Annotated in this window: 25 protein-coding genes and 7 tRNA genes; 9 read left to right on the top strand and 23 right to left on the bottom strand. The window is 59.5% G+C overall.

Annotated elements, in window-relative coordinates; genetic code table 11:
- Position 1: 1 nt before the first annotated feature.
- Entirely contained in the window at positions 2–895 is an 894-nt protein-coding gene (locus tag WM42_RS12445) for an acyl-CoA thioesterase (protein ID WP_062038797.1), read from the bottom strand.
- A 111-nt stretch (positions 896–1,006) separates the two neighbouring features.
- Between WM42_RS12445 and WM42_RS12440 the strand changes: the two genes are divergently transcribed.
- Both WM42_RS12440 and WM42_RS12435 read left to right on the top strand, forming a co-directional pair.
- A complete protein-coding gene (locus tag WM42_RS12440) occupies positions 1,007–1,489 on the top strand; it encodes a DUF3817 domain-containing protein (protein WP_062038794.1) in 483 nt (160 codons plus the stop codon).
- Between the two features lie 13 nt (positions 1,490–1,502).
- Positions 1,503–2,771 carry a hypothetical protein gene (locus WM42_RS12435; RefSeq protein ID WP_062038791.1) on the top strand — a complete coding sequence of 423 codons (1,269 nt, stop codon included), beginning with the start codon at positions 1,503–1,505 and terminating at the stop codon, positions 2,769–2,771.
- A 6-nt stretch (positions 2,772–2,777) separates the two neighbouring features.
- Here WM42_RS12435 and WM42_RS12430 read toward each other — a convergent pair whose 3' ends face one another.
- From WM42_RS12430 to WM42_RS12355, 16 genes are all read right to left on the bottom strand, one after another.
- Positions 2,778–3,242 carry a hypothetical protein gene (locus tag WM42_RS12430; protein WP_062038788.1) on the bottom strand — a complete coding sequence of 155 codons (465 nt, stop codon included), beginning with the start codon at positions 3,240–3,242 and terminating at the stop codon, positions 2,778–2,780.
- Positions 3,243–3,295: 53 nt separating this feature from the next.
- A complete protein-coding gene (locus WM42_RS12425) occupies positions 3,296–4,423 on the bottom strand; it encodes a glycosyltransferase family 4 protein (RefSeq protein WP_062038786.1) in 1,128 nt (375 codons plus the stop codon).
- A 14-nt stretch (positions 4,424–4,437) separates the two neighbouring features.
- Entirely contained in the window at positions 4,438–5,406 is a 969-nt protein-coding gene (locus WM42_RS12420; RefSeq protein ID WP_145915069.1) for a phosphatidylinositol mannoside acyltransferase, read from the bottom strand.
- Between the two features lie 12 nt (positions 5,407–5,418).
- Positions 5,419–6,045 (bottom strand): phosphatidylinositol phosphate synthase, encoded by a 627-nt coding sequence (gene pgsA, locus WM42_RS12415; protein WP_061922830.1) that lies wholly within the window; start codon positions 6,043–6,045, stop codon positions 5,419–5,421.
- Positions 6,038–6,586: an HIT family protein gene (locus WM42_RS12410; protein WP_061922834.1), complete on the bottom strand. Its 549-nt coding sequence runs from the start codon at positions 6,584–6,586 to the stop codon at positions 6,038–6,040. The genes pgsA and WM42_RS12410 overlap by 8 nt, the downstream gene beginning before the upstream one ends.
- A complete protein-coding gene (thrS, locus tag WM42_RS12405; protein WP_062038780.1) occupies positions 6,573–8,636 on the bottom strand; it encodes a threonine--tRNA ligase in 2,064 nt (687 codons plus the stop codon). Before thrS ends, WM42_RS12410 begins: the two co-directional genes overlap by 14 nt.
- Before the next feature lie 93 nt (positions 8,637–8,729).
- Positions 8,730–10,016, bottom strand: a complete 1,287-nt coding sequence (locus tag WM42_RS12400; protein ID WP_062038777.1) for a Dyp-type peroxidase — start codon at positions 10,014–10,016, stop codon at positions 8,730–8,732.
- A 68-nt stretch (positions 10,017–10,084) separates the two neighbouring features.
- Positions 10,085–10,795 carry a copper chaperone PCu(A)C domain-containing protein gene (locus tag WM42_RS13780; protein WP_145915090.1) on the bottom strand — a complete coding sequence of 237 codons (711 nt, stop codon included), beginning with the start codon at positions 10,793–10,795 and terminating at the stop codon, positions 10,085–10,087.
- An 87-nt stretch (positions 10,796–10,882) separates the two neighbouring features.
- On the bottom strand, positions 10,883–11,461 hold the full coding sequence (locus tag WM42_RS12390) for a copper resistance CopC family protein (RefSeq protein WP_062038774.1): 579 nt from the start codon (positions 11,459–11,461) through the stop codon (positions 10,883–10,885).
- Between the two features lie 296 nt (positions 11,462–11,757).
- Positions 11,758–12,351: a Type 1 glutamine amidotransferase-like domain-containing protein gene (locus WM42_RS12385; protein WP_062039505.1), complete on the bottom strand. Its 594-nt coding sequence runs from the start codon at positions 12,349–12,351 to the stop codon at positions 11,758–11,760.
- A gap of 197 nt (positions 12,352–12,548) precedes the next feature.
- Positions 12,549–12,621 (bottom strand) — tRNA-Gly (locus tag WM42_RS12380).
- Positions 12,622–12,666: 45 nt separating this feature from the next.
- Positions 12,667–12,738, bottom strand: a tRNA-Val gene (locus tag WM42_RS12375).
- A 29-nt stretch (positions 12,739–12,767) separates the two neighbouring features.
- A tRNA-Cys gene (locus WM42_RS12370) sits at positions 12,768–12,838 on the bottom strand.
- 30 nt (positions 12,839–12,868) lie between these two features.
- Positions 12,869–12,944: transfer RNA gene (locus tag WM42_RS12365), tRNA-Gly, on the bottom strand.
- A 45-nt stretch (positions 12,945–12,989) separates the two neighbouring features.
- Positions 12,990–13,061, bottom strand: a tRNA-Val gene (locus WM42_RS12360).
- A gap of 50 nt (positions 13,062–13,111) precedes the next feature.
- Positions 13,112–13,187: transfer RNA gene (locus tag WM42_RS12355), tRNA-Gly, on the bottom strand.
- Positions 13,188–13,416: 229 nt separating this feature from the next.
- On the opposite strand from WM42_RS12355, the gene WM42_RS12350 reads away from it, so the two are divergent.
- From WM42_RS12350 to msrB, 4 genes are all read left to right on the top strand, one after another.
- A tRNA-Val gene (locus tag WM42_RS12350) sits at positions 13,417–13,488 on the top strand.
- Between the two features lie 98 nt (positions 13,489–13,586).
- Complete coding sequence (locus WM42_RS12345) at positions 13,587–14,264, top strand: dihydrofolate reductase family protein (protein ID WP_062038771.1); 678 nt, start codon at positions 13,587–13,589, stop codon at positions 14,262–14,264.
- A gap of 10 nt (positions 14,265–14,274) precedes the next feature.
- Positions 14,275–15,492, top strand: a complete 1,218-nt coding sequence (locus tag WM42_RS12340) for a glycosyltransferase family 87 protein (RefSeq protein WP_235591271.1) — start codon at positions 14,275–14,277, stop codon at positions 15,490–15,492.
- Between the two features lie 10 nt (positions 15,493–15,502).
- The gene (msrB, locus tag WM42_RS12335; protein WP_062038768.1) at positions 15,503–15,916 is read left to right on the top strand and encodes a peptide-methionine (R)-S-oxide reductase MsrB; all 414 of its coding nucleotides are present in this window, start codon (positions 15,503–15,505) and stop codon (positions 15,914–15,916) included.
- A 58-nt stretch (positions 15,917–15,974) separates the two neighbouring features.
- On the opposite strand, the gene hemQ is transcribed toward msrB, so the two are convergent.
- Positions 15,975–16,676 (bottom strand): hydrogen peroxide-dependent heme synthase, encoded by a 702-nt coding sequence (gene hemQ / locus WM42_RS12330; protein ID WP_061922855.1) that lies wholly within the window; start codon positions 16,674–16,676, stop codon positions 15,975–15,977.
- Positions 16,677–16,894: 218 nt separating this feature from the next.
- Between hemQ and WM42_RS12325 the strand changes: the two genes are divergently transcribed.
- Positions 16,895–17,515: a DUF3000 domain-containing protein gene (locus tag WM42_RS12325; RefSeq protein ID WP_062038765.1), complete on the top strand. Its 621-nt coding sequence runs from the start codon at positions 16,895–16,897 to the stop codon at positions 17,513–17,515.
- Positions 17,516–17,555: 40 nt separating this feature from the next.
- Positions 17,556–18,803, top strand: coding sequence for an HRDC domain-containing protein (locus WM42_RS12320; RefSeq protein WP_062038762.1), 1,248 nt, complete (start codon positions 17,556–17,558; stop codon positions 18,801–18,803).
- A 3-nt stretch (positions 18,804–18,806) separates the two neighbouring features.
- Here the strand turns inward: WM42_RS12320 and dxs are convergent, their stop codons facing one another.
- From dxs to dut, 5 genes are all read right to left on the bottom strand, one after another.
- Positions 18,807–20,711 carry a 1-deoxy-D-xylulose-5-phosphate synthase gene (gene dxs / locus WM42_RS12315; protein ID WP_062038758.1) on the bottom strand — a complete coding sequence of 635 codons (1,905 nt, stop codon included), beginning with the start codon at positions 20,709–20,711 and terminating at the stop codon, positions 18,807–18,809.
- 118 nt (positions 20,712–20,829) lie between these two features.
- Entirely contained in the window at positions 20,830–22,128 is a 1,299-nt protein-coding gene (locus tag WM42_RS12310; protein WP_256366450.1) for a class I SAM-dependent RNA methyltransferase, read from the bottom strand.
- Entirely contained in the window at positions 22,121–22,765 is a 645-nt protein-coding gene (locus WM42_RS12305) for a DUF3159 domain-containing protein (RefSeq protein WP_082787727.1), read from the bottom strand. The genes WM42_RS12310 and WM42_RS12305 overlap by 8 nt, the downstream gene beginning before the upstream one ends.
- Before the next feature lie 97 nt (positions 22,766–22,862).
- Positions 22,863–23,741 carry a DUF3710 domain-containing protein gene (locus tag WM42_RS12300; RefSeq protein WP_425248777.1) on the bottom strand — a complete coding sequence of 293 codons (879 nt, stop codon included), beginning with the start codon at positions 23,739–23,741 and terminating at the stop codon, positions 22,863–22,865.
- A 37-nt stretch (positions 23,742–23,778) separates the two neighbouring features.
- Positions 23,779–24,252, bottom strand: a complete 474-nt coding sequence (dut, locus tag WM42_RS12295; protein ID WP_062038749.1) for a dUTP diphosphatase — start codon at positions 24,250–24,252, stop codon at positions 23,779–23,781.
- 181 nt (positions 24,253–24,433) lie between these two features.
- Here dut and WM42_RS12290 point away from each other — a divergent pair, with 181 nt between their 5' ends.
- Complete coding sequence (locus WM42_RS12290; protein ID WP_062039498.1) at positions 24,434–24,859, top strand: DUF3093 domain-containing protein; 426 nt, start codon at positions 24,434–24,436, stop codon at positions 24,857–24,859.
- Positions 24,860–24,924 lie beyond the last annotated feature (65 nt).

The following is a 24,924-nucleotide window of genomic DNA, read 5'->3' as shown; positions in this document are numbered from 1 at the left end:
TCTAGACGTTTTGCCAATTGCCGTTGTGCGAGCCTACCTGCATGCCCTCGCGCACGGTTCGGGTAAGCCCTTCCTGGACCACCACGGCAACCAAATCCCCGCCTTGGTTAAAGATCTTTCCGGTGGCCAGACCGGTCGCATTCTGCGCGGATGGTGATTCCTGCGCATACAGCAACCACTCATTAACACGCACTGGACGCAGGAACCAGATCGAGTGATCCAGGCTGGCAAGCTGTACTTGCTCGCCTTGGTGTGGCAGCAGAGAAGCACGGATTAAGGTCATGTCAGACATATAGGCAAGTGCCGCACGGTGGGCATCCTGGCTGCTTTCTGACGCCGCAAATTCTTGCGAGGTATTGCGGAACCACACGTAGCGGAACCCAGCGCCTGTGGCTTCGGCAAGTTCAGGGTCACGGCTTTCCTGCGGGACCAAACGGATATCCCAGTCTTCCCACTCGCGCAGGATGATGCGGGTGGAATAAGGAGCACCACCGCCGGCGGCGGCCGCCTCCTCCGGGCCCATAACCTCCGGCATGGCGTCCTGGTGCTCAGGACCAAAGTCATCGGCGATGTGGAAACCCGCGTTGAGCATGAAAATCAGGCGATCGTCTTGAAAGATGCGCACCTGACGGGTAGCAAAGGAACGGCCGTCCCGCACGCGCTCTACCTCGGCACGCGCAGGCGCGGCGGCATCACCTGGGCCCACGAAGTAGCCATGCAAGGAATGCACGAGCTTTCCTTCAACGGTGTGCTGGGCTGCAGCGAGCGCCTGGGCCACCACCTGCCCGCCAAAGGTGCGCGCAATCTGGGACGGAACCATGGGCACGGAAAAGACATCACCCTGAGCCTTTTCGTTCAGCGGCGCTAGATCAATAACCTCGCACACCTTAGCCATTACCTACGCGGGACTCCCCTCTTTGCTCAACGCGCAACCTTAACGTGCGCTCTTCACATGCAACCCTGTCAACTTTACCTGTGCGCCGGGCTAGCGCGTAGGATATGCCGCATGTCTTTTTTACGCCCTGCTCGCCTGCACCGCGTCGTTGCCTACCTGGAGATGTTCACGTGGGCATTTCTTATTTTTTCTATGGTTCTGAAGTACTCCGGCGTGACGGAGGCTCTAACTCCTATCGCTGGCGGTATCCACGGTTTTGGTTTCCTCTGCTTCATCGTCGTGGGCGTCATGGTGTGGATCAATAACAAGTGGTCCTTTGGCCTGGGCATGTTGGGGCTTATCGTTTCGGTCATACCTTTTGCCGCACTCCCGTTTGCGCTATGGGCGGACAAGCACGATAAGTTCCTGCCGCATTGGCGCTTTAGCGATTCTGAGCAGCCGCACGGCCTTGCCGAGCAGCTTTTGGCCCAGGTAGTGCGCTTCCCAGTGCGCACTCTGAGCGTGTTCGTCGTAATCATTGCGCTGGTCTTTGGCGTTCTGCTGATGCTCGGGCCACCCGTCGATGTCGAATCCACTATCGAGTCGAACATCTAATAGCATTACTTAGGTGAAAATTTTTCGTTCCGTTCCAGCAGTTTGGACTGGCTGGATTTGTTTCCGGCTTATCCTCATCGGACTGCTGCAATGGAACAACGTCCCGCTAGGAGATATTTCCTATTACTTCTCCGAGCGTTTTGGGACAAACTCCTCGGATATGACCGAGTACCCGCACCCTGGCACGTGGCCTTCAATTCTCGTCGGCTGGTTGAGCGGCCCGAATCAGACCAGCTTTACCGGTATTTTTACAGGGCTGTGCCTGCTTGTCGACGCCGCTTTCCTCATGGTCTTGCTTCACGGCTGGCGCCGCAAGCCGCAGGCCTTCGTCGCCGCATGGTTTTGGGTTATCTTTGGAACCGCAGTGGGTCAGGTCTTTGTCTGGCGCCTCGATATTTTTCCGGCTCTGGCAGTTGCTGCCGCAGGAATGCTTCTTGGCCGCAACTCGCGGCTTGCAGCGGCGTTGCTTGGCCTTGCCACCACGATGAAGCTGTGGCCGGGCGTGCTCGCCGCAGGCCTGGTTGGCCGCTTCAATGCCCGTGCGACTTGGCAGCGCCTTAGCGCGTTCTTCGCTTCCATCGTGGGCATCTGCCTGCTCGTCATCACCTTCAATGACGTCGAGCGCCTCATTTCCCCGCTGCGCTACCAGGGAGTACGGGGACTACAGGTGGAATCGATACCTGCAACACTTCCGGTATTTGCCTCGCATCTTTTCCCGGACACTTGGTCCATCGGCTACGCTGCCTCCAAGAGTTTTGAAATCACCGGCCCTTGGGTTAGCGCGCTGTTAGTTCTTAGCAACGTTTTGACCTTGGCGATGCTGTTTTTCGCTATCGGCTTCGCACTCATGCGCTTCCGCAACGGCAACTGGGGTGCGCGCAGCACGCTGGCCTTTTTCATCACGATGATCTGCCTGCTTTTTATCAGCAACAAGGTCTTTTCCACCCAGTACATCATCTGGCTCGGCCCGATCTTGGCGATAGCGCTCAAGCATGCCTGGCCGCGTGCCTCATCGGTTGCACATCAACATATCGACGAAAAAGTAGGCAAAGTGCTGCGCAACCTCGCACTGTGCACGCTTGCTGCGGCGGCACTGGGCACACTGGTCTACCCGTTCAACTATGACGCGGTACTCTACGCGGGCCGCGACGGCCTCTTCCCTGCTTTCTTGCTGCTGGCGCGCAACGTGCTCATCCTCGTGATGACAGGCCTTGCTTTGTCTTGGCTGCGCTTGGAGCTCAAGCGCGAAAACACTAGCTCTACCAAGCAAACAGCTCAGTAGCAGGAACTACTCAGTGATCCGCAGCTGACTGAGCTCGAAGAACTCCGGCAGCGGTGCCGTGCCGCCCAGGCGGAACATGCGCACAAGGGGGCGTAGGCGTAGCGAGCGGGTATCGCTGACCGCTTCGTTGTAGAAGCGATGAGCAAGGTGGATGCGCCCCTCGGCGTCGGCAAGCAATGCGGGGCGCTCGGCAAAGCGCTCGTTGACCGCGATAGACAGCTCCCGCTCGTGGGCCGAACGCGTCTCAAAATGGCCCTGGGTAAGCTCGCTCGACTCCGCGCGGGAGGCAACCTCCTCCAGCTCAGGCGCTAGCGCTGCGACGACTGCGGCGCGGCGGTCAAGGGTGGCCTCCAGCTGCGCCAAAGCCGCATCCGTGCGGATGTGCAGGGAGTTCAAACGCTGCGCGGTGAAATAGGCCCACATCAAGATGAGCACGAGCGCGACGATCGCGATAACCAGTTCTACTGCCATAGTCTTTTCCTGCTCTTAAATCTGATGTGGGTAAAGGGCGGCAACGCCCGCTTCTACTTGGTGCGGACCTTAGTTCCGTCCTGCACAGTCTCATAAACCTGCATCACGGCAGCGGCCACATGGTCCCAATCGTAGTTGCGAGCGCGCTCGGTACCGGCTTCAATTAAAGCATTGCGCTTATCTTTGTCCTGCAGGACAAGGTTGAGCACCCGCGCGAGATCGCGGGCATCCTCGTTGCGGAACAACGCACCGGCTGGGGTTTCAGAATCGGCGTCGCATACGGCGGCAAAGGCTTCAAGATCGGAAGCTACCACCGCGCAACCTGCAGCCATCGCCTCTACCAGGACGATGCCGAAGCTTTCGCCGCCGGTGTTAGGCGCGACATAGATATCAGCGCGGCCGAGGATCTCCGCCTTTTCCACATCGCTCACGCGGCCAACGAAATCCACGCCCTCAACCTCACGCGGGCGGCCGCCGCCCATGACGGTGACCTTGACGTCCGTGTCCACCATCGTGAGAGCCTCCAGCAAAATATCCAGGCCCTTGCGTGGCTCGTCGAGACGCCCCAAGAACACAATCTCGGGCACCTTCTGCCCGGATTGCCCTGGCTGCCCTTCTTGGTCTGGTTGCGCAGCGACGCGCTTGCGGGCAGCCGCATACACGGAGGTATCCACGCCATTCGGAATAAGTACTGGGTCGCCGCCGAGTTGTTCCACCTGCCAGCGGCGGGCCATCTCTGAGACGGCAATGCCGCCGCGCACCTTCTCCAGAATTGGTGTGAGGAAAGGCTTGGCCAGCTTCAACACGAGCGAGCTAGAAGCCGAGGCGTGATAGGTCGCCACGATGGGACCTTTGGCTTGTGCCAACGCAACCATGGAGTAGCTCGGCGAGTTCGGCTCATGGATGTGCAGCACGTCGAAGTTGCCGCGTTCGATAAACTTCTTGGCGTTGCGCTTTACCTGCGGGCCTACGGACAAGCGGGCCACGGAGCCGTTGTAGGTAATCGGAATGGCGCGCCCGCCTTTCATAACAAAGCTCGGCAGCTGTGTCTCCGGCGCTGCTGGGCCAAGGACCTCCACGTGATGGCCTTGCTCGATAAAGACGGTGGCCAAATCCAAGATGTGGGCCTGCACGCCGCCTGGCTCATCAAAGGAATACGGGCATACGATTCCGATACGCACTACTGCCTACTTCCTTACTTTTTACCGTCATCTTCGAGCTTTTCTTGGGACGTACGTTTGTCCTTGGCTGCGGGGCGTGCGGCGCGTTCGGCCGCGCGGCGTTTAACGTCTACATTCCACTGCGGCTGCAGCATATGCCAGTCCGCCGGGTGGGCCTTGATGTTCGCGGCGAAGCCATCGGCTAGGCGTTGGGTAGTCTCCTGCACATTGGTGACTTCCACCTGCGGGCTGACGGAAAGGCCCCAGCCTTCATCCTCGAACCAGGAGTGGACCACGTGCAATGCCGCCCCGGTTTCCATGGCCAGGCGGGCTGGGCCGGCAGCCATGTTGGCTTCCTCGCCCATGAAGTCGACCGTGACACCAGTACGAGTGAGGTCGCGCTCGGCCACCAGGCAGACAACGCCACCGGCTTCCAAGACTTCCTGGAGCCGGCCAAAAGGTGAGGTCTTCTCTCCGGTCAGGGCGATGACCTCAAAGCCTAGGGACTCACGGAAGTCCACGAAGGCGTCGAAAAGCACCTCCGGCTTGAGCCTTTCTGCAACCGTTGTGAATTGGCCATAGTGGCCTACCAGAAACACCCCGGCCATGTCCCAGTTGCCAGTGTGCGGAAGCGCCAAGATGACGCCTTTGCCGCGGGCCATGGACTCGTCGAAGTTCTCTAAGCCCTGCAAACCGGAAAGCAGCTTGGCGTGCAGATCCGGATCCTGATGGATCGACGGCAGGCAGAATGCCTCCCGCCAGTAGCGCATATAGGAACGCATCGAATTGCGCACCAACTCGCGCGTGACGTTTTCTGGGCCCACCACGCGCGCTAAGTTTTGGCGCAGTTGCTCCATGCCGCGGCCATCATCGCTGGCGCGGTCTGCGCCCCAGTCAAAAAGGCGCTTGGCCCACTTCTCCGGCAACAAACGCACCAGCCGCCAACCGGCTAAGTAGCCGGCGGCAGACAGCTGCTCACGGTCTAATCCAGGAAGAAGAGCCATAGGCATTAATCCTTAAAGGTCTGGGGTGAAACGGGCCTTCGTGTCCTGGCGGGCAGCCTGGACCATGCGCTGAATGACGGTAAAGATGGAACCGAATACAAGGATCCACAGGGCGATCTCGATGGCGTCGGGAACACCCAAGCCCTCCAAGCCAATACCGGCCAGGCCGATGATGAGGCGCTCTGGGCGCTCGATCAGACCGCCGACCATCTTGAAGCCAGAAGCCTCGCCGCGGGCCTTGATATAGGAAATGACCTGCGAAGAAACCAGCACGATGAGGCAGGCCACCACGTGGATGGGGCGAGCGTTATCGACGTAAACCAGCCAGTACAAGATGGCAGAAAACAGGGCGCCGTCGGTGATGCGATCACAGGAGGCGTCGAGAGTCGCGCCAAACTTGGACCCGCCCGTGGTCATGCGGGCCATCGTGCCGTCGAGCATGTCAAAGGCCGCAAAGAGACCAGAGAGCACTGCTGCCGCGAACAGGTGATCCAGAGGAATGCAGACGACTGCGATAGCAATGGTGACAAGAGTGCCGACGATGGTGACCACGTTGGGGGTCAGCCCCATCTTCAGAAACAGCTTTGCCACGGGTTCCACGACGACTGCCGCTGGCTTTCGCCCGTGAACGCTAAGCATTGGAATCCTCCTCATCGATCTCCCGCCAGCCTTGGGCCAAAAGGGCGCGAGTCTCTTGTAATAACTGAGGCAACACTTTAGTGCCCTCCAAGACAGTCATAAAGTTGCTGTCACCGGCCCACCGGGGAACCACATGCAAATGTAAGTGATCTCCCACGGAACCGCCAGACGCCTTGCCCAGGTTGAAGCCCACGTTGATTGCTTCCGGTTTGGACACGCGCTTTAAAACACGTACCGCCTTCTGTGCGAAGGCCATCAGCTCGTGGGATTCCTCTAGAGTCAAGTTCTCCAGCTGGGATTCCTTGCGATAAGGCACCACCATTAAATGTCCCGAGTTATAGGGAAAAAGGTTCAGCAAAGCGTAGACATACTCGCCGCGGGCAATGATTAGCCCGTCCTCATCGCTGCCTTTGGGAGCCTCAACGAAGGGGTCCTTCGAACGCTTCGAGATATACGCCATCCGGTAGGGAGCCCACAGCCGCTCAAGGCGGTCTGGTTCCCCTGCCCCGGAATCGACGTATTGCTCGTTAGCGTCGTGCACTGATCAACTCTTCGTTCGGCTGCTCGTTGATGCGCTCAGCAATCCATGCAGCAATGAGCTCGATAGCCTCATCCACCGGCACGCCGTTGACCTGCGAACCGTCGAGGAAGCGGAAAGAGACGGCATTTGCGTCGACGTCGCGCTCGCCGGCGAGCAGCATGAAAGGCACCTTGCCGGTGGTGTGATTGCGGATCTTCTTCTGCATGCGGTCGTCAGAGGTATCCACGTCGGCACGGATGCCGCGCTTGCGCAGCTTCGCAGCGATCTCCTCCAAGTGCGGGGAGAACTCGTCTGCAACCGGGATGCCAACTACCTGGTGCGGAGCCAGCCATGCTGGGAATGCGCCGGCGTAGTGCTCCAGCAGCACGCCGAAGAAGCGCTCGATGGAGCCGAACAGCGCGCGGTGAATCATGATCGGGCGCTGCTTGGTGCCGTCGGATGCGGTGTACTCGAGCTCGAAGCGCTCCGGCAGGTTGAAGTCCAGCTGCACGGTAGACATCTGCCAGGTACGGCCGATGGCATCGCGCGCCTGCACGGAGATCTTCGGGCCGTAGAAGGCAGCACCTGCAGGATCCGGAACCAGGTCCAGGCCGGACTTTTCAGCCACCGACTGCAGGATGGAAGTAGAACGCTCCCAGATCTCGTCGGTACCGACATACTTGTTCGGATCCTTGGTGGAAAGCTCCAGGTAGAAGTCATCCAGGCCGTAGTCCTTCAACAAGGAAATGATGAAGTCCAAAACCTTGGTCAGCTCTTCTTCCAGCTGCTCCGGGGTGCAGTAGATGTGGGAGTCATCCTGGGTAAAGCCACGAGCGCGGGTCAGGCCGTGGATAACGCCGGACTTCTCGTAGCGGTAGACAGTACCGAACTCGAACAGACGCAGCGGCAGCTCGCGGTAAGAACGGCCACGGGAAGCGAAGATGAGGTTGTGCATCGGGCAGTTCATCGGCTTCGCGTAGTAATCCTGCGGCTGCTTGGTGCAGTTACCGTCCTCGTCATACTCGCCGTCCAAAGCCATGGCCGGGAACATGCCGTCCGCGTAGAAGTCCAGGTGGCCAGACTTCTTGAACAAGTCTCCCTTGGTCAGGTGCGGGGTGGAGACGAAGGAGTATCCATCCTCGATGTGACGGCGGCGGGAGTGCTCTTCCATCTCCATACGCACGATGGCGCCGTTCGGGTGGAAGACCGGGAAGCCGGAGCCAATCTCATCCGGGAAGGAGAAAAGGTCAAGCTCCTGGCCCAGACGGCGGTGGTCACGCTTTTCTGCCTCCGCAATCATGTGCTGGTAGGCCTCAAGCGCCTCCTTGGACTCGAAAGCGGTGCCGTAGATGCGCTGCAGACCAGCCTTGGACTGGTCACCGCGCCAATAAGCAGCCGAGGAACGGGTCAAGGTAAACGCCGGAATGTACTTGGTGGTTGGCAGATGCGGACCACGGCAGAGATCGAACCACTCCACCTCGCCGGTGCGCGGGTTGATGTTGTCGTAGTGCGTCAGATCGCCTGCGCCAACCTCTGCTGCCTCATCGGAGTCTGGGTCAACGTTGCCCTTGTCCTGAATGAGCTCCAGCTTGAATGGCTCTTCAGTAAGTGCTGCCTCTGCTTCCTCGTTGGAGGAGTACACGCGGCGTTCAAAGCGCTGACCAGTCTTGATGATCTTCTTCATGCGCTTTTCGATCTTCTTCAAATCCTCCGGCGTGAAAGGCTCGGCGGTCTGGAAGTCGAAGTAGAAGCCGTTTTCAATGGCCGGACCGATACCCAGCTTGGTACCCGGGAACTCAGCCTGAACTGCCTGTGCCATCACGTGTGCAGTGGAGTGACGGATTACAGCGCGGCCGTCCTCCTCGCTTGCTGCAACTGGGGTGAATTCGGCGTCGGCAGTCGGCGTATGCGAGAGATCGTAGAGAGCTCCATCGGCGCCGCGTACGACGACGACTGCCTCTGGGCCCTTGTTTGGAAGCTCGAGCTCCCGCATTGCTGCGCCTACGGCAGTGCCTGCTGGCACCTTAAAAGGCTCGTAGTTCACTGGTACAGCTGGAATCATTTCCGCCATTTAGACTTGCGCTCCTTATGCGCTCACGCTTCGATCGACATACCTGGCCGACCAAAGCTAATCGTAGAGTTACAGCGAAAGATTCTACCCCGCTTAACCCTCAAGAAGCGATTCGCCCCAATAGGAGTTAGAGGTGGTACCGGCCGGTACAAAGTACATGGCTGAGCCGATGTGGGTAATCCACGTATTGAGCAAATCTTGCTCATCAAGGCGGGCTTGAATGGGCTCAAATTGCTTACTCGGATCCTTTTGATAACAGATGAAAATCTGCCCTGCATTAGACAGCTCACCTGGGTTTTCTGCACTCGGCGGGAGGTTGTAATTGAACGGTCGGCGCAGAATCTTCTGCTCCGGATGGTCCTTCGGCGGATGGGCGCGCGCCACGTGGGATGCCGGGTCAATTGCCTTCAATCCGAACTTATCGCGCGCGTTGAGGTCCACGGCATCGAATTCCTCGGTGCCGTGCATCGGTGCACCGGAGTCCAGCTTGCGGCCAGTGGAGTTTTCCCTGGAAGCGCGGTCAAGCTCTTCCCACGTGTCCAGATTCATGTGGATTCGGCGCACCACCATGGCGCTACCGCCGGCGAATTTTCCTTTATCGATCCAGACCTGCTCCCGGAATTCCTCTGGAGTGTGCGGATTGACAGTGCCATCCTTTTGCCCGAAGAGATTGCGCGCGGTCTCCCCCTTCTTGGCGGCGCCGTTGGCATGACCAAAGCCCTGCTGTACCCACTTGGTGTCCACGTAGCTCGCACCCGCACGGGTCATGTGCCGCATCACGTGCGCCGCCGTTAGCGGATCATCGCTACAAATCTGCAGCACCACATCGCTTTGGCCCCATTCCGGGCGCAACTTATCGCGCTTGTACGCGCGCACATCCCGGAGCCACTCCGGCTTGGCGACGCCCGTCCGGGCAAAGAAGCCTTCTCCCCAACCGCAAGTCACGGTAAGGCTAGCCGGGGTTTGCGCCAGCTCCGGCTCCAGGCTGCCCAAGGGGTTTTCTGCGGTGCACAGCCGGCGTGCGTCCTCAGTCCACAACCGCATCAGCGCCTTGGCGCCGCGCTTGGTGGTGGAATCTTTTAAGTCAAAGCCCACGAGCGCCACGTGTGCCTGCGGCGGGGTCTCGATTCCGGCCTGGTGCTCGCCATCGAATGCGACGATATTATCGCCCATGATCTCGGCTGCTTCATCCTGCGCTGGCTGCCCAGCAGCAGCTGCCGCACCAGACCCAGAGTCAGAATCGTCGCGAGAAGGTGAAGCGCAGCTGGCCACCGCCACCGCGCTGGCCGCGACGGCGCCGCCAACCAGCAGGCCGCGTCGGCTCAAAAACTCCGTGGTCTCACGCGCGGAGGAAGATGCAGATTTTAAGGACTCATCCATGTTCTTTTCCCTACTACTCATTCCAATGCTGGCGCGTGAGTAATCCACCCGCGCGTCGGCTTTAGCCTTTAGTGGTGCGAGTGCTCGCCGTGCTCCATCGAACCGTGATCCATAGAGCCATGGTCCATAGAGCCATGATCCATCGAACCGTGATCCATGCCCGACATGTCGCCGTGCTCCATCGAACCGTGATCCATGCCCGACATGTCGCCGTGCTCCATCGAACCGTGATCCATGCCAGACATGTCGCCGTAGTTCTCATCGCCGGCGCCGATTTCGCGCACCGGCACCTCACCGGCCTCGACCTTGGAACCGTCCTCAAGCAAGAGGGTGACCTTGACCGTCTCGCCCGCCATGACTGGTTCCTTCACGCCCATCAGCATGAAGTGCTCGCCGCCTGGCTTGAGTTCTGCGGTGCCACCAGCCGGAATCTTCAGGCCGCCCTTCTTTTCCTGCATTACACCGTCAACAACCTCGTGCACCTGGTTCATCTCGGCGTCGATGGAGGAGCTAAAGCCAGTGACGGTGATGTCCTTGTCGGAATCGTTATGGATGGTGCCGAAGATAGCAGTCATCTCCGCATCCTCAGCCATGGCGCGAACCACGCCGTCCTCGATGGTGACATCGCCTGCCTGCATATCGGAGGCGCTTGCGCTTGCCGGAGCCGCGCTGGTTGCAGCTTCCTTTTCGGCACCGGAATCCTGCTCGCTGTTGGAGCAGCCAGCCAGCCAGAGTGCGCTGACGGCAACGGCAGAAACAACGATATTACGCATCTTCATCATTAGATGTCTTTCTTGTCCAAGCTTTAAGGCGCGAAGGCACTCGTTTTATTTGTGTCTTACCTGCGCCTTAAAAAGGGGTGGGTTTTAAGAGTCCAGGTCATTTGCGCGGCGCATCTTTGCACCGGCCATGATGACCACGGCGACGATAGCCAGAACACCGATGATGCCCAGCGCCCACAGTGCGGCGGGCGGCAGGCCCTCGGAGTTGGTTTCATCTTGTTTAGCAGCATCGTCATTCGCGTCATGGCTCTCGGCGGCATCGTCAGCTGCGCCATCGGCAGAGCCGGCAACGCTAAACGGAACGGAACCACGGGTGGCATGCCCGTCCGAGGAGGTGATCTGGAAGCCCACCTGGTACTCGCCAGGTCCCGGCTTTACATCGTCCGGAACCTCGATGGTGAGCTCACGCTGTTTGATTTCGGGCTCGGCGTCGAAAAGCACCTCGCCCGTCTTGGTGTCGGTGACAGCGAAGGTGTTGAAGTCGTCCCTGGGTACTGCGGAAAACTCCAGAGTGATCTCCTCCGGAAACTCCTGCAGCGGAGAATCACTGACCACATTGCCGCCGATCACGGAGTCGTGTGCCAAGGCTGCAGGCGCGGACATGGCGAGCATGGACGCGGCAGCACAGAGCGCAAACAGACTGGTGGAGCGACGAAAGTGCATAGTTTTCTCCTCGAATTGCATGGCTTGCGAATGGGTAAATACATGCTATAACCGCACCCGAAACAATGGCCAATAACCTAAGCCTTGCTTAAAGCAAATCAGGATACCAACCAACTGAACGAGCAGCGGTTGCCTTATTAGTCGCTGCCCCATTCGGCTTAGTTCCCAGTGTCATAGGAAATGTGTTAATGCACACTATTTTCGGTAAATGGTTAACGCCTCCAGGCGGAAATTGACGCACCCGCCAATCGACGCCACGCCCGGTGGGTATGGCTGCCTGTACGAGATAGGACCTTCTAGATCAATTCAACGCAATCATCATTAATCAGCAGCGCCTGCCCATCACGCAAAAGCACCAGGTTCCAGTCTTTTCCGTACTTTTGAACCGTTTCACTAATAACCGAAATTGCGTATGGGCCAGTAGTTCCCTGTGCGTGAGGAACTACAACATAGGGAGTAAGTGATAGAGCCGTACGATCATGCAATTCGGGAACAGCACCTGGATCATCCATAACGGAAATCGGTTCGACCGATGGCCCGGCAAGGACCGCACCCGCCGAGCTGCCAGCATATGGCAAACCGCCGCGAACCGCTTCAGAAAGCAGTTCGAAGGCACCAGACTTCTTTAACTCATACAGTACGCGGTAAGCATTACCGCTTGCGACGTAGACACAATCCGCCTTCTTTACTTGAGTCTCAAACTCTTCAAGCGTGGTATTCGCAACGGTCAGTGAAACAAAGTCGGATGCAATAGAAGCCACTTCTTCCCGCTCCTTCTGTGCAAACGGCACTTCTTCCATCCCCACTGCAGCGTCATCGATGTACAAGATTTTGCCGTGTAAGAATTCCCGCAGCTGCGGATGAAGGTAGGACGCAAGAAACAGTTTCATGGTGCCAGTATGCATGAGCGCTCCAAGCAACGCAGCAATAGGCTCTGCAGGAGCAGTATTCTTCGCCACTGGAATACAGCTCATCCGCATCAAGGTAATGCCAAAAGGGCTAAAGAGCCATAAGTGCTCTTGAAACTTTCAAAGTGCACGACAAAAACGCTCCTGTCCGGAATCCCGAACAGAAGCGTTCTTATTTGAGCGGATGACGAGACTCGAACTCGCGACCCTCACCTTGGCAAGGTGATGCGCTACCAACTGCGCTACATCCGCATTCGGGATTCTGATCGAAGCCCACTAGGTGCTTTAAGCACCTAGTGCGCGATACTGGGATTGAACCAGTGACCTCTTCCGTGTCAGGGAAGCGCTCTCCCACTGAGCTAATCGCGCTTAACGCGCGTAAACGCGTCAAGAAATTGAGGTGGAAACGGGAATCGAACCCGTGTGCACGGTTTTGCAGACCGTTGCCTCACCACTCGGCCATTCCACCGTGGCGATACCGCCTCACACACAAGTGTGCTGGAGCGGATGACGAGACTCGAACTCGCGACCCTCACCTTGGCAAGGTGATGCGCTACCAACTGCGCTACATCCGCATTCGAAAACCAGGCCCGGTTTTCTAGGCCCGTTTCTGGGCCTTGTGCGCGATACTGGGATTGAACCAGTGACCTCTTCCGTGTCAGGGAAGCGCTCTCCCACTGAGCTAATCGCGCAGATATTTTATTATCAACACGCTAACCAGAATAGCTACTGATCAACGTCTTGGAGCGGATGACGAGACTCGAACTCGCGACCCTCACCTTGGCAAGGTGATGCGCTACCAACTGCGCTACATCCGCATTGCATCGTACAAACTGTTGTGTGTAACAACCGTCTGCCGTGGTGCGAGTAGAAACATTATCGCGCACTTTCGAAGTTTCCAAATCCGCAGGATAATTAGCTGTTTTTACAGCGCTGTTTGATAGAGATTTTCACCGAGCGAATTACGCCGATGTCATTTTAGATTTCTCTTCAATAGACCGATTAGGAGTTGCCGCCGCCCTAGGTGTAAATTCAACACCGCACCGCGGTCCTATAGCTCAGTGGGAGAGCGTTCCGTTCACACCGGAAAGGTCGCTGGTTCAATCCCAGCTAGGACCACCGCTTTCTTAAAGCCGGCATCTTTTATTGAAGGATGCCGGCTTTGTTGCATCTCCTCGTTGTATCTCCTCCGCTGTTTCTCCACTAGGCTGGCCGGCATGAGCGAAAGCATTGATGTATCCACGCTGGTCGGCCCTGACGAGCCGGGCATCCGTCTGATTGAGGTCTCTACCCTATCTGGTTCGGCCACTATAGATGGCACCTCGGATGCCATGGGCAACGATAACGACGCCGCGTTGTTTGCAGCACTGCGCGAATGGGCCGACGTCGCAGTAGTGGGTTCAGGCACGGTCAAGGCCGAGGATTATGAGGGCTCCTCCCCTGGCAAGGCACGCATTGCGGTGACGAGTAACTCGCTTGACTTGGACGTGGAGTCGAAGCTTTTTAATGTTGGCACTCCGCCCATCATTTTGACCCCAGACGAGAACCTGGGCACCACCGCGGCGAAGCGGTTGGAGGAAGCCGGCGCCACGTTGCTAGGCACTGGTGACGGCACGATCCCTTCCGTCGTGGAGGCACTTCGTGCGAAGGGCTGGTTCCGCATTAGCTGCGAGGGAGGCCCAGGCATCTATTCTCTTTTCATTGCCGCAGGCATGGTGGACAAGCTTTATTTGACCCTGGACCCGCATCTTTCGTCCACGGTTTCCCAGCCGCTGGTCCACGCGCCGGATGAGGAAACGGCTAATGCACAGCCGTTGAGCCTGTCGCTTGAAAGCGTAATCCCGGACGCTGACGGCACCGTGTTTCTGCGCTACGCCGTAGTAGGTGCCCCGTAAACTGCACATCGTGAAATCCCCGAGTCTCTCTCCAGCTGCTGACGCGTTGCCATTGGACACAAAATCTTCGTATGGCTCGCGAAGCATCAAGGTTTTTAAAACCGCGGCTTGGCCGATTGCACTGTTGTTGGTGTTCCATCGCGTTGTCATAGTCGCGTTAAACGGCACCACCACCGACGACTTTACTACCGTGCATTCAGCCATGCGCCGCTTCCTGCAAGGCATTCCCGTCTACGAGCAGGACTACACGCATGTCGATCCGCTCTATCTCTACAATCCAGGCGCCACGCTTCTACTTTCGCCCTTAGGGTGGATGGATCTCACGGTGGCGCGCTGCGGCTTCATTGTGATCAATGCATTGGCCATCATCGGCGCCTTGGCCGTCCTCATCAAACTCGTCGGACGCAACCTGCGCAGCCCGGAATTTCCGGCCTCCATCATCTTGGCTTTTGCCACTGAGTCAGTGACCAATACCCTTGCCTTCACCAACATCAACGGCATTCTCTTCTTGGCCATGGCGATATTCCTCTGGGGCATTTTGGATTCGTACCGCCGCAGCCACATCATCGCGGGGCTGGTGTTGGGCTTGGCCATCCTCATCAAACCCCAGTTTGGGCCGCTACTCTTCCTAACGCTGGTAAAGAAGCGGTGGCTAAGTGCCGCCTTAAGCGTCGCGGTGCCGGTCATCTTCAACGCCATCGCTTGGCCGCTTACCCCGGGCGCCAGCGGCTACCTAGACAAGCTTGTGCCTTATCTCGGGCAAACGCGCGACTTCGCTAACAGCTCGTGGCCGGGCGTGCAGGCTTACTTTGGGCTTGGCGACGCCCCGTTCTACGCCGTTTGGCTCGCCGCCGCCGCGGCGTGCGCGTTTAGCATCCTGGGCCTACTCAAATGGCGCGATACGGAACCGGTGTTCTGGGCTTTGACCACCTCAGGCGCAATTATGGCGGGAATCTTCTTCCTGTCCTCGTTGGGCCAGCAGTACTACTCCATGTGGCTTATCCCGCTGGTCTTTACCGTTTTTCTGCCGCGTTCGGTATTTCATACCGTCCCGGCGTGGTGCGTGGCATTTTTATTCCTCGCGCCAGTCAAGTGGACTTCGGTGCCCTGGCCCACCGCGGGATACTGGATGGCCGTGTTCAGCGCAACAATTGGCTGGGGCCTGCTGATTGTCTTGATCGCCGCATCGGTTGCCGGATGGTGGCGGCAGGATGAGACCAAGGTCTAGACTTCCCGGCATGACTGATTTCAAGCTCATTGCCGATACTGAATGGCGCAACCGGCTAAGCGCCGAGGAATACCGTGTGCTGCGTCAAGCTGGCACTGAGGCGCCTCACGTTGGTGAGTACACCAACACCACCACCGAGGGCGTGTACTCCTGCAAGGCCTGCGGAGCCGAGCTTTTCCGCTCTACAGAAAAGTTCGAGTCCCACTGTGGCTGGCCTTCCTTCTTCTCCCCTTTGGCTGGGGAGGCCGTCATCGAAAGAGTTGATACCTCACACGGCATGACCCGCACCGAGGTGTTGTGCGCCAACTGTGAGTCCCACTTGGGCCACGTATTTACTGGCGAGGGTTATAACACCCCGACGGATCAGCGCTACTGCATCAACTCGATCTGCCTCAACCTCAAGGAAAAGCCCGTCGAGGATTAGGCCGCGTTTGTCAAATACCTAAGAAGGCTGCTTTAGGCAGCAGCCTGAGGCAGCCTTCTTAAGGCAGCACCGCGATGAGCTCGGCGACGTCCTTGACACGACGACCGGTGTGGAAAGGAATCTCCTCGCGCACGTAGTGGCGAGCCTCGGTGTAGCGCATCAGGTACATCAGGTCGACGATGCGGTGTAGCTCTGGAGCCTCGAAGGCGAGGATCCACTCGTAGTCGCCGAGCGCGAAGGATGGCACGGTGTTCGCACGCACGTCTGGGTAGTCGCGGGCCTGCATGCCGTGCTCCATCAGGATGCGGCGGCGCTTTTCCTCATCCATGGTGTACCAGTCGTAGGAACGCACGAACGGGTAGACCGCAATCCAATCCCCTGGTTCCTCACCCATGATGAAGGAAGGCAGGTGGGATTTGTTGAACTCTGCCGGACGGTGCAGGGCGTTGCCCACCCAGGTCACCTCAGAGACCTGGCCGAGAACGGTCTCGCGGCGGAAGTCCGCAAATGCCTTCTGGATGTCCTCGAACTGCTCGGCGTGCCACCAGATCATGAAATCGGCAGAATCGCGCATGCCCGAAAGATCATAGATTCCGCGGACGGTTACCTTCCCTGCAGCTTCGAGAGCCTTGAAGAACTCCTGCGCCTGGGTCACGATGTCCGCGCGCTCGGTTCCCAGGGCACCCGGGATGACCTTGAACACCGCGTGTTGGGAATACTGCTGTACTGCGTTGAGCTCTTGGAAGTTAACCTTCGCCATAATGGACCGTCTCCTTGAAAAGCGGATTCATTTTGAAATACCTATCCATCATAAGTTGGATAGGCGGCCATTTCCATTTCCCCTGCCACCGCCCTGCCTCATTTGTCGGGCAGCTCACCGAGTTCCGGCGCGCCTTCGCCCTATTCCGAGCCGAAAACTATAGCTTGAACCTCGTGAGCAATTCCGACGCAACTTCGAGCACCCCGGCAGGCGCCCCAATGAGCCTGCACGAGCACGCCGCAGCCAAGGCCACTTCCGCACAGGAAGAGGCAACGACGCCCACCGTCTTCAATGCCGCTGTAGATTCCATGCACGCGGCACAGCTGCGCCCCGAAATCACTTTGGGCACCATTCGCCCGCCGCAGCGCCTAGCGCCGTATAGCCACGCTGTTGGCCTGGAAATTGGCGACGCCGCGGAAGGCACCGACGTGGTTCCAACGGACGCCGAGGGCGATGCCTTCGGCCGCCTTATCCTCCTGCACGATCCCGGCGCCGAAGAGGCATGGGAAGGCGCCATGCGTTTGGTGGCCTACATCCAGGCAGATATGGACGATGCGGTCGCGGGTGACCCGCTGCTTCCCGACGTCGCTTGGCAGTGGCTCAACGAGGCCATGGAGGCCAACGGCGCAACGCACACCAACTTGGGCGGCACGGTTACCTCGACCGCCTCTGTCCGTTACGGCGAGATCGGCGGCCCACCGCGCGCCTACCAGCTGGAGATGCGCGCCTCCTGGACTGCTGCGGATCTGAACCTAACCCCGCACGTTGAGGCCTTTGCCCAGGTTCTCGCGAACGTCGCCGGCCTGCCTCCGGAGGGCGTTACAGAACTCGGACGTTAACCACCGCTCCGTGTCACACCAGACTTGTAGGCTGGCTACTATGACTGAATTGCGGACCAGACCAGCGGAAGGCACTCCAGAGGTTTTGCGCACCGCGGCGGAGTTCAAAGCCGCGGCTAGTGCGCTGGCAGCTGGCGTGGGCCCTTTCGCTATCGATACTGAGCGTGCGTCCTCGTATCGATATGATGACCGCGCATTTTTGGTTCAGGTGCGCCGCAAAGGCGCCGGAACCTTCCTCTTTGCACCGGAGGGTAAACGCGAACAGCTCACGGCAGCGCTTGCGCCGGTGCTTAATGATTCCGCGTGGGTAGTCCACGCCGCGCCCTCGGATTTGCCGTGCCTGGCCTGGTTGGGGCTATACCCAGGCACCCTTTTTGATACTGAACTCGCCGCCCGCATGGCGGGGTTCGAGCATGCGAATTTAGGCTCCATGGTTGCAGAGCTTTTCGACGTCGAGCTAGAAAAAGGCTACGGCGATGCTGACTGGTCTGAACCGAACTTGAGCTTGGATTTGCGCGCCTATGCGGCCCTCGACGTCGAGTTGCTCTTAGAGCTCGCGGAGGCCTTGCGCGATATCTTGGCTGAGCAAGACAAGCTCGACTGGGCCTACGAAGAATTCGCGGCAATCGTGGCTGAGCATGCCGGCATCAAGGAGTCGGCGCCGCGTACCTGGCGCGGGCTCAAGGGGCTCAACGCCCTTCATAAGTCGGAACAACTCGTCGTGGCGAAGCTGCTGTGGACCAAGCGGGAGAAGATTGCCCGCGAGACTGACACCGCACCAAACCGCGTCTTGCCGCACCGCGTGCTCGTGGAGATCGCACGCCAGCTGCCCGATTCTCCCCGCGATTTTGCCCGCATCAAGGGCGTGCCGCGCAAGCGCCACGGGGCGGGCCTGCAGTGGCTGGCGGTAGTCCAACAGGCGCGCGAGATAGATCGACGCGAGTGGCCGAGCAAGAAGCGGGAGCCTTCCCGCGTTCCTTCCAAGACGGTGTGGAACAAGGACCACCCGCATCTGTGGAAAGTGTTCCAGGACCTGCGCACCGATTGCGAAGAGCTCGGTGAGGAATTGGGCATGCCGTGGGAAATCATCATCAAGCCCGCCACGTTGCGTGCGGTGGTGTGGGCCGCTGGCTGCCCGCCGCAGGCACGACGCGAGGGTTCCGTAGGCGGACTCGTCACGGACGAAAGCGATATCGCGCCGTTCCTACGGGATGAAGGCGCCAGAGAATGGCAAATCGAGCTCCTTCAACCGATTCTGGAAGAAGGGCTCGATTATTCCAGCAGCTAGGTCCTAGCCTTCGGTGATGGTACCCAGCCAATCCTCGACGGCTGCGGCGATTTCCTCCGGGGTGAGGCTGTTTTCCTCCAGCACCTCGCCGCGGCTTGCGTGGCGTGGGAAGTAGTTGGCAACGCCCATGCGGCGCAGCGGCGTATCCACCTCAGCGGCATTCAGCGCCTCTGCGATCATGGAGCCAATGCCGCCACGGATGATGCCGTCCTCGACAGTGACCACGAGGTCGTGGTCTGCCGCGAGGCCAACCAGGGACTGCGGTACCGGAACCGCCCAGCGCGGGTCGGCGACGGTGACGTTGTAGCCGCGCTCTTCGAGCAGCTTCGCGGCGTTGCGGGAACGGGTGCTCATCGCGCCGATGGCAACGAGCAGGATGTCTGGGACATCGGAAGCAGCTTCCTCAGCATCGTTGTAGTAGATGATGTCCACGCCGTCGGAAAGCTGGTCCACTGCTTCGATGTCATCAAGCAGGTTGCCCTTGGGGAAACGCACGACGGTTGGCCCGTCGTTGACCTCGAGGGCCTCGTTGAACAGCTCGCGCAGGCGGGCGCCGTCGCGAGGAGCGGCAATGCGCATGCCTGGGACGATGCTCATCAGGGCCATATCCCACACACCGTTGTGGGAAGGGCCGTCGGAGCCGGTGACACCAGCGCGGTCCAGGACGATGGTCACCGGCAGCTTCAGCAACGCGATGTCCATGATGACCTGGTCCACGGCACGGTTCAGGAAGGTCGAGTAGATAGCAACCACCGGGTGCATGCCGGCTAGCGCCAAGCCAGAGGCCGAAGCCATGGCGTGCTGCTCTGCGATGCCGACGTCGAAGAAGCGCTCTGGGAAGCGCTCCTCAAAAGGCGCGAGGCCGGTAGGACCTGCCATGGCAGCGGTAATCGCCACGATGTCCTTGCGGTTCTCTGCCGCCTTAATGAGCTCCTCGGAAAAAGCTGCGGTCCAACCCGGCTGCTTCTGGCCCTTTGGCACGCCGGTGACTGGGTCGATGGCACCGGTGGAGTGCATCTGATCCTTCGGCTCGTTGACGGCTGGGGCAAAGCCGTGGCCCTTTTCCGTTACGGTGTGGACGATGATTGGGCCGTCGTAGTCGCGGGCGTAGGAAAGCGCGCGCACCACGGCGTCGATGTCGTGGCCGTTAATGGGGCCAACATACTTAATGCCAAGCTCTGGGAACATCTCGGTAGGCATGACGGTGGACTTCACGCCGTCCTTGATGGCATGCAGCGCATCGAAGGTGCGCTCGCCTACCCAGCCCATGGACTTCAGGCGCTTCTTGCCCTGTTCCATGATCTCATCGTAGCCATGCTGGGCACGGATACGACCCAGGTTCTCGGATAGACCGCCGATGGTCGGCGAATAGGAACGGCCGTTGTCGTTGACGATGATGACGGCGTTGCGTTCTTTATCGGCCGAGATGTTGTTGAGCGCTTCCCAGCACATGCCACCGGTCAACGCGCCATCGCCCACGACGGCCACGGCGTTGCGGTGGTTCTCACCCTTGATCTTGAAGGCCTTGGACAAACCATCGACGGTAGAAAGCGCGGCAGAAGCGTGGGAGGACTCGGTCCAGTCATGCTCAGACTCGCTGCGGTCGGTGTAACCGGAAAGGCCGTCCTTCTGGCGCAGGGTATCGAACTGATCGGTGCGCCCCGTTAACATCTTGTGCACGTAGGACTGGTGGGAGGTATCGAAAACGATGGCATCCCGCGGGGAGTCAAACACGCGGTGGATGGCCACGGTCAGCTCCACGACGCCCAGGTTAGGCCCTAGGTGGCCGCCGGTGACGGAGACCTTCTCAATCAGACGTTGACGAATTTCATCAGCCAACTGGCGCAGTTGTGCTGGGGAGAGAGCCTTCAAATCGCGAGGCGACGCAATGGTATCCAGAATGGTCATGGAGCGGCCTTCTTCTCCTTCTTGTCAGTTCTTTTTCTTTTCTACCGTACCCGTTCCTGCGCTAAGGGCGGCAATCCTCGAATTAGCTTGGGTGTTAGCCGCGGCGGCGGGGACAGGGCTATTTATGCGGCTGCAGCAGCGCCATCGTCTCTAAGTGATGCGTTCCGGGGAAGGCGTTGAGCATGGTCAAGCGTTTGAGTTCATAGCCGGCCTGCTTCCACGCCTTGATGTCGCGAGCGAAGGTTGCTGGGTCGCAGCCGACGTGGACGACGCTGCGCGGTGCGGCGCTAGCGACGGAACTTACGACGTCGTCTCCAGCACCGGTGCGCGGTGGGTCAAGGACCACGAAGCGCGGTGCGGGCAGCTGCGCCGCAGATGATTCCACCTTGGCGCTGCGGAACTCCACGGAGTACGGCGCCAGGCAATCCTGCTTAGTGGCAGCTGCTGCCGGCGAGTAGTCCACGGAGTAAATTTGCGGGGAGGCAAAGCCTGCAGGTTTCTCGGCCGCTCCGCTGCTTACCAGGGCGTCGTGCAGCGCGGGCACAAAGAGCCCAACGCCTCCATAGAGGTCCCAGGCCACAGCAGATTCTCCAGAAGAATCCGCCGGTGCTGACGAAGCAGAGAGCCACTCGCGCACGAGCGAGGTATAGGCCTCCGGGGCGGCGCGGTGAGCCTGCCAGAAGGCGGTGGCCGGGAAGGTAAAGGCGTGCTTGCCTACCTTTTCGACCACGGTGCCGGTGCCTTCAATGACTTCGCGGACGGTTTCGACGCGGCGCCCGCGCGGGGCACGGCGGGATTCCACGACGTGGCGGTTTCCCTCGCTGTCCATCACGGCGATGACTTCAGCACCCGGGGTGAAACGACGGGCGTTCTCCCCTACGATTCCCTCCACGAGGCCAGGAACCAGCTGGGTGCAGGCAACATCGGTGACAAGCTCAGTGGAGCCACGCTTGCGCAAGCCGGCACGGCCCTCCTGGTCCACGCCGAGGCGCACGCGCGTGCGCCAGCCACGCTGTGGGGCAAGCTCGCGGGTCTCTACGTTGAGGGCCTCGAGCTCTTCTTTTTCCAGCTTGGCCACGCGGCGCAGCTGCTCAGTCAAGACTTCGGTCTTGATCTCGGATTCCTTATCCGGATCCAGCTCGTGGAAGTCACAGCAGCCAGCGCCCTGTGCAGCCGCCGGGCAGGCGGACTCCACACGCAGGGAGCCAGCGGTATTCACGGCCACGAGGTCAGCCTCAATGAAGGACTTCTTGACCTTACGGGCGATAACGCTCACGGCGTCGCCGGGGAATGCGCCGTGGACGAAGACGATGCGGCCGTCGGCAGCATGCGCGATGCCCACGCCGCCGTGTGCCATGCGCTCAACGGTGACGTCGAAAGTCTCGCCCTTAGTAATCGTTACCTCCGGGCTAGTCACGAATAGCCTCCTCAGCGGACGCGGCCGGAGAGGACGTAGCGGGTGCTTCTGCTTCCTCTGCTGGCATGGCTTCCTCGACAGCGGCGTTGGCACGGCGGACCATCCAGATGGTCAACAAGGTAACCAGGCCCGTAAGAGGCCAGCCCATCAGGATGCGCACGACGCCGAGCGCGGTGGTGTTGTCGGCGTTGTAAATGGCGTTTTGCACGATGAAACGCGCCAGGAAGATCACTGCCCAGCCGGCAGTTGCGATGGCGTAGGCGCGGCGGGCTGGCGCCACGGTGCGCCAGCGCATGTCCTCGCCGTTAATGCCTTTCCAGATGACGCCGACCAGCGGCCAGCGCACCACGATTGAGATGGCAGCCACGATGAAAAACAGCAGCGACATCCAGATGCCGTAGAGGAAATAGCCCTTTGCATCGCCCGTGAACCACGCGATGGCGGCGCAAATACCCACGCCCACCAGGCCGGAGATAGCAGGCTGCAGGGTTTCCTTGCGGGCAATGCGCCAGACGGCGATAAGGAGGGCAACACCAAGCGCGGCCAACAAGGCAGGGCCCAAGCCCCACACGTTGTTGACCGGAATGAGAACCACCACGGGCAGAGTCGCAGATACCAGGCCGGAAAGCCCGCCCATCTGCTCCAGAAGGGTGGGCTCTTGCTCAGTAGTTGCGGTTCCGTCGTTGGACGCGTTGGACGCGGATGCGCCGTTAGAACTATCGGGTTTCGTCACGTTAGCTTTCTTCTTTGTTCAATTCATCCAGCTGTGCCTTGGCTTCAGCCTCCGCTTCAGCTGCTGCAGAATCAGTGCGCTGGGCGTCTGCGCCCTCGGCGCTGGTTCCCTCGGCACGCTGCTTCATTGCCTGCTGCACCTGCTCGGCCAGCTGCTGCGGCAGGGTCACCGGCAGCGAGTTGCCAGCCAGGATCGGATCCTCGCCGCGATAGATAAAGGTACGGGCGAAAACCTCACGGCCAAGCTCTGCGAGTTGTTCCTGCTTGCCCGCCGGTGCGGCAAGCGTCAGGCGGTACATCCAGCGCGGGCCGTCGACGCCGATGATGCGGATTTCACCATTCGGGTTGGTGCCGACGATCTCGGTGCCCCATGGGCCATCCTCGCCGTGGGCCTCAAAGCCATCGCGGGTGAGACCATTAATAATGTCCGTCGCGGATTCAGCCCACTGACCCGGCTTTCGCGGCGCCGCAAAAGCAACCGGCGTCATGCGGCCATGTTGGCTAACGATGTGGAGCATCTTCGGGCCCTGCTCGCCCATCTCCACCTGGACCTGGGTGCCCTTTGGCAGCGGGATGCGCATGGAGCCCAAATCCAAAAGGCCTACCGAGAAGTCCTCGAAGTCGAAGTCCTGGATATTTACTTGGTCGCCGTCAAAAGGACCCATCTCGCCGCCCACGGCGTCGTGCTCGACGCTGTAGGCTTTGAAGCCCTCTGGGCCGGACGGGGCGTCGCTAAGCGCAGCTGAAGCGTCACTTTGCGCAGCATCATCTGCCGCCGAAGTTCCATCGGCCGCGCTGAGATCCTCGGCCTTATTACGGGTTTCAAGGTCCTGGGCTTCATCGCTTTGGGAGTCAGATTTCTTCTTAGAAAAAGGCCACATAGGCATAATTGTTCTCCAAACTTTTCTCGCGCGCTACCTAAACACCAGTGGAGCCATAGCCGCCGGTGCCGCGCACGGTCTCGTCGAGTTCTTCGACTTCCTCGAAATCGACCAGCTCCACGCGCTGGATGAGCAGCTGCGCGATGCGCATGCCGCGCTCCACGTGGAAAGTCTCGTGCAGGTCGTGGTTAATCAAGCAGACCTTAATTTCGCCGCGGTAGTCGGCGTCGATGGTGCCCGGCGTGTTGATCACCGAAACACCGTGCTTGGCGCCCAGGCCGGAGCGCGGGTGGACAAGGCCAACGGTGCCCAGCGGAAGTGCGACCGCGATGCCGGTTCCCACGAGGACGCGCTCGCCCGGGGCGATGTCGACCGATTCTGCCGCGCAGAGGTCAGCGCCGGCGTCGCCACGGTGTGCGCGTTGCGGCAGCGGCAGCTCCTTATCCAGACGGCGTACCTTGACAGGGCCAAATGGGCTTGCAGGATCGATTAATGGGTTCGTCTCATTCACCCGCACTAGCCTACCGTGGCGCCACAACGGCTTCGCTAAAGCAGGGCCTAAGTGACTACACTTACTTCCCGTGTCTAAGAATTCTGCTTCCGCTTCCCAAACCGCAGCCGACGTAGCAGGCAGCCCCGCGCCGGAGGTCCTCTACAGCGAGCGCCAATGGGTGCCGTGGTATTTCTGGTTCATGGCAGCCTTCGTCGTGGCGATTACCACCGCGACGGTCAGCCTGAACCGCAATATTTGGTGGATCATCATCCCGGCCGTGGTCTTAAGCGCCATCGCAATTTGGGTCATGGTTTCTTGGTCCGGCACCGTCCTGCGCGTGGAAAAGGATGCTGATGGCACCCGCTGGCTCGTGGTCAAAGACGCGCAGCTTCCCCACGATGTCGTGCAGCGCTCCATGGTGGTGCCAAAGTCGGCGCGCCGCAGCGCCCTTGGACCGCAGTTCGACCCAGCCGCCTTCCTGGTCACGCATGGCTGGATCGATGAGCACGTGATGCTGGTTCTGGATGATCCAGAGGATCCAACTCCGTACTGGCTCGTTGCCACCAAGAACCCACAGCAGGTGCTAAATGCCTTCTTAGATCCGGCAGATCGCCCTAACACTTAAGAGCCGCAAGCTCCCTAAAGGCAGCAAGACATAAAAATTCCCTTCTGCGCCGCTTACCCAAGTTA

The organism is Corynebacterium simulans (assembly GCF_001586215.1).
In the GTDB taxonomy this organism is placed as follows: Bacteria; Actinomycetota; Actinomycetes; order Mycobacteriales; family Mycobacteriaceae; genus Corynebacterium; species Corynebacterium simulans.
This window is presented reverse-complemented; position numbering and strand designations above follow the sequence as displayed.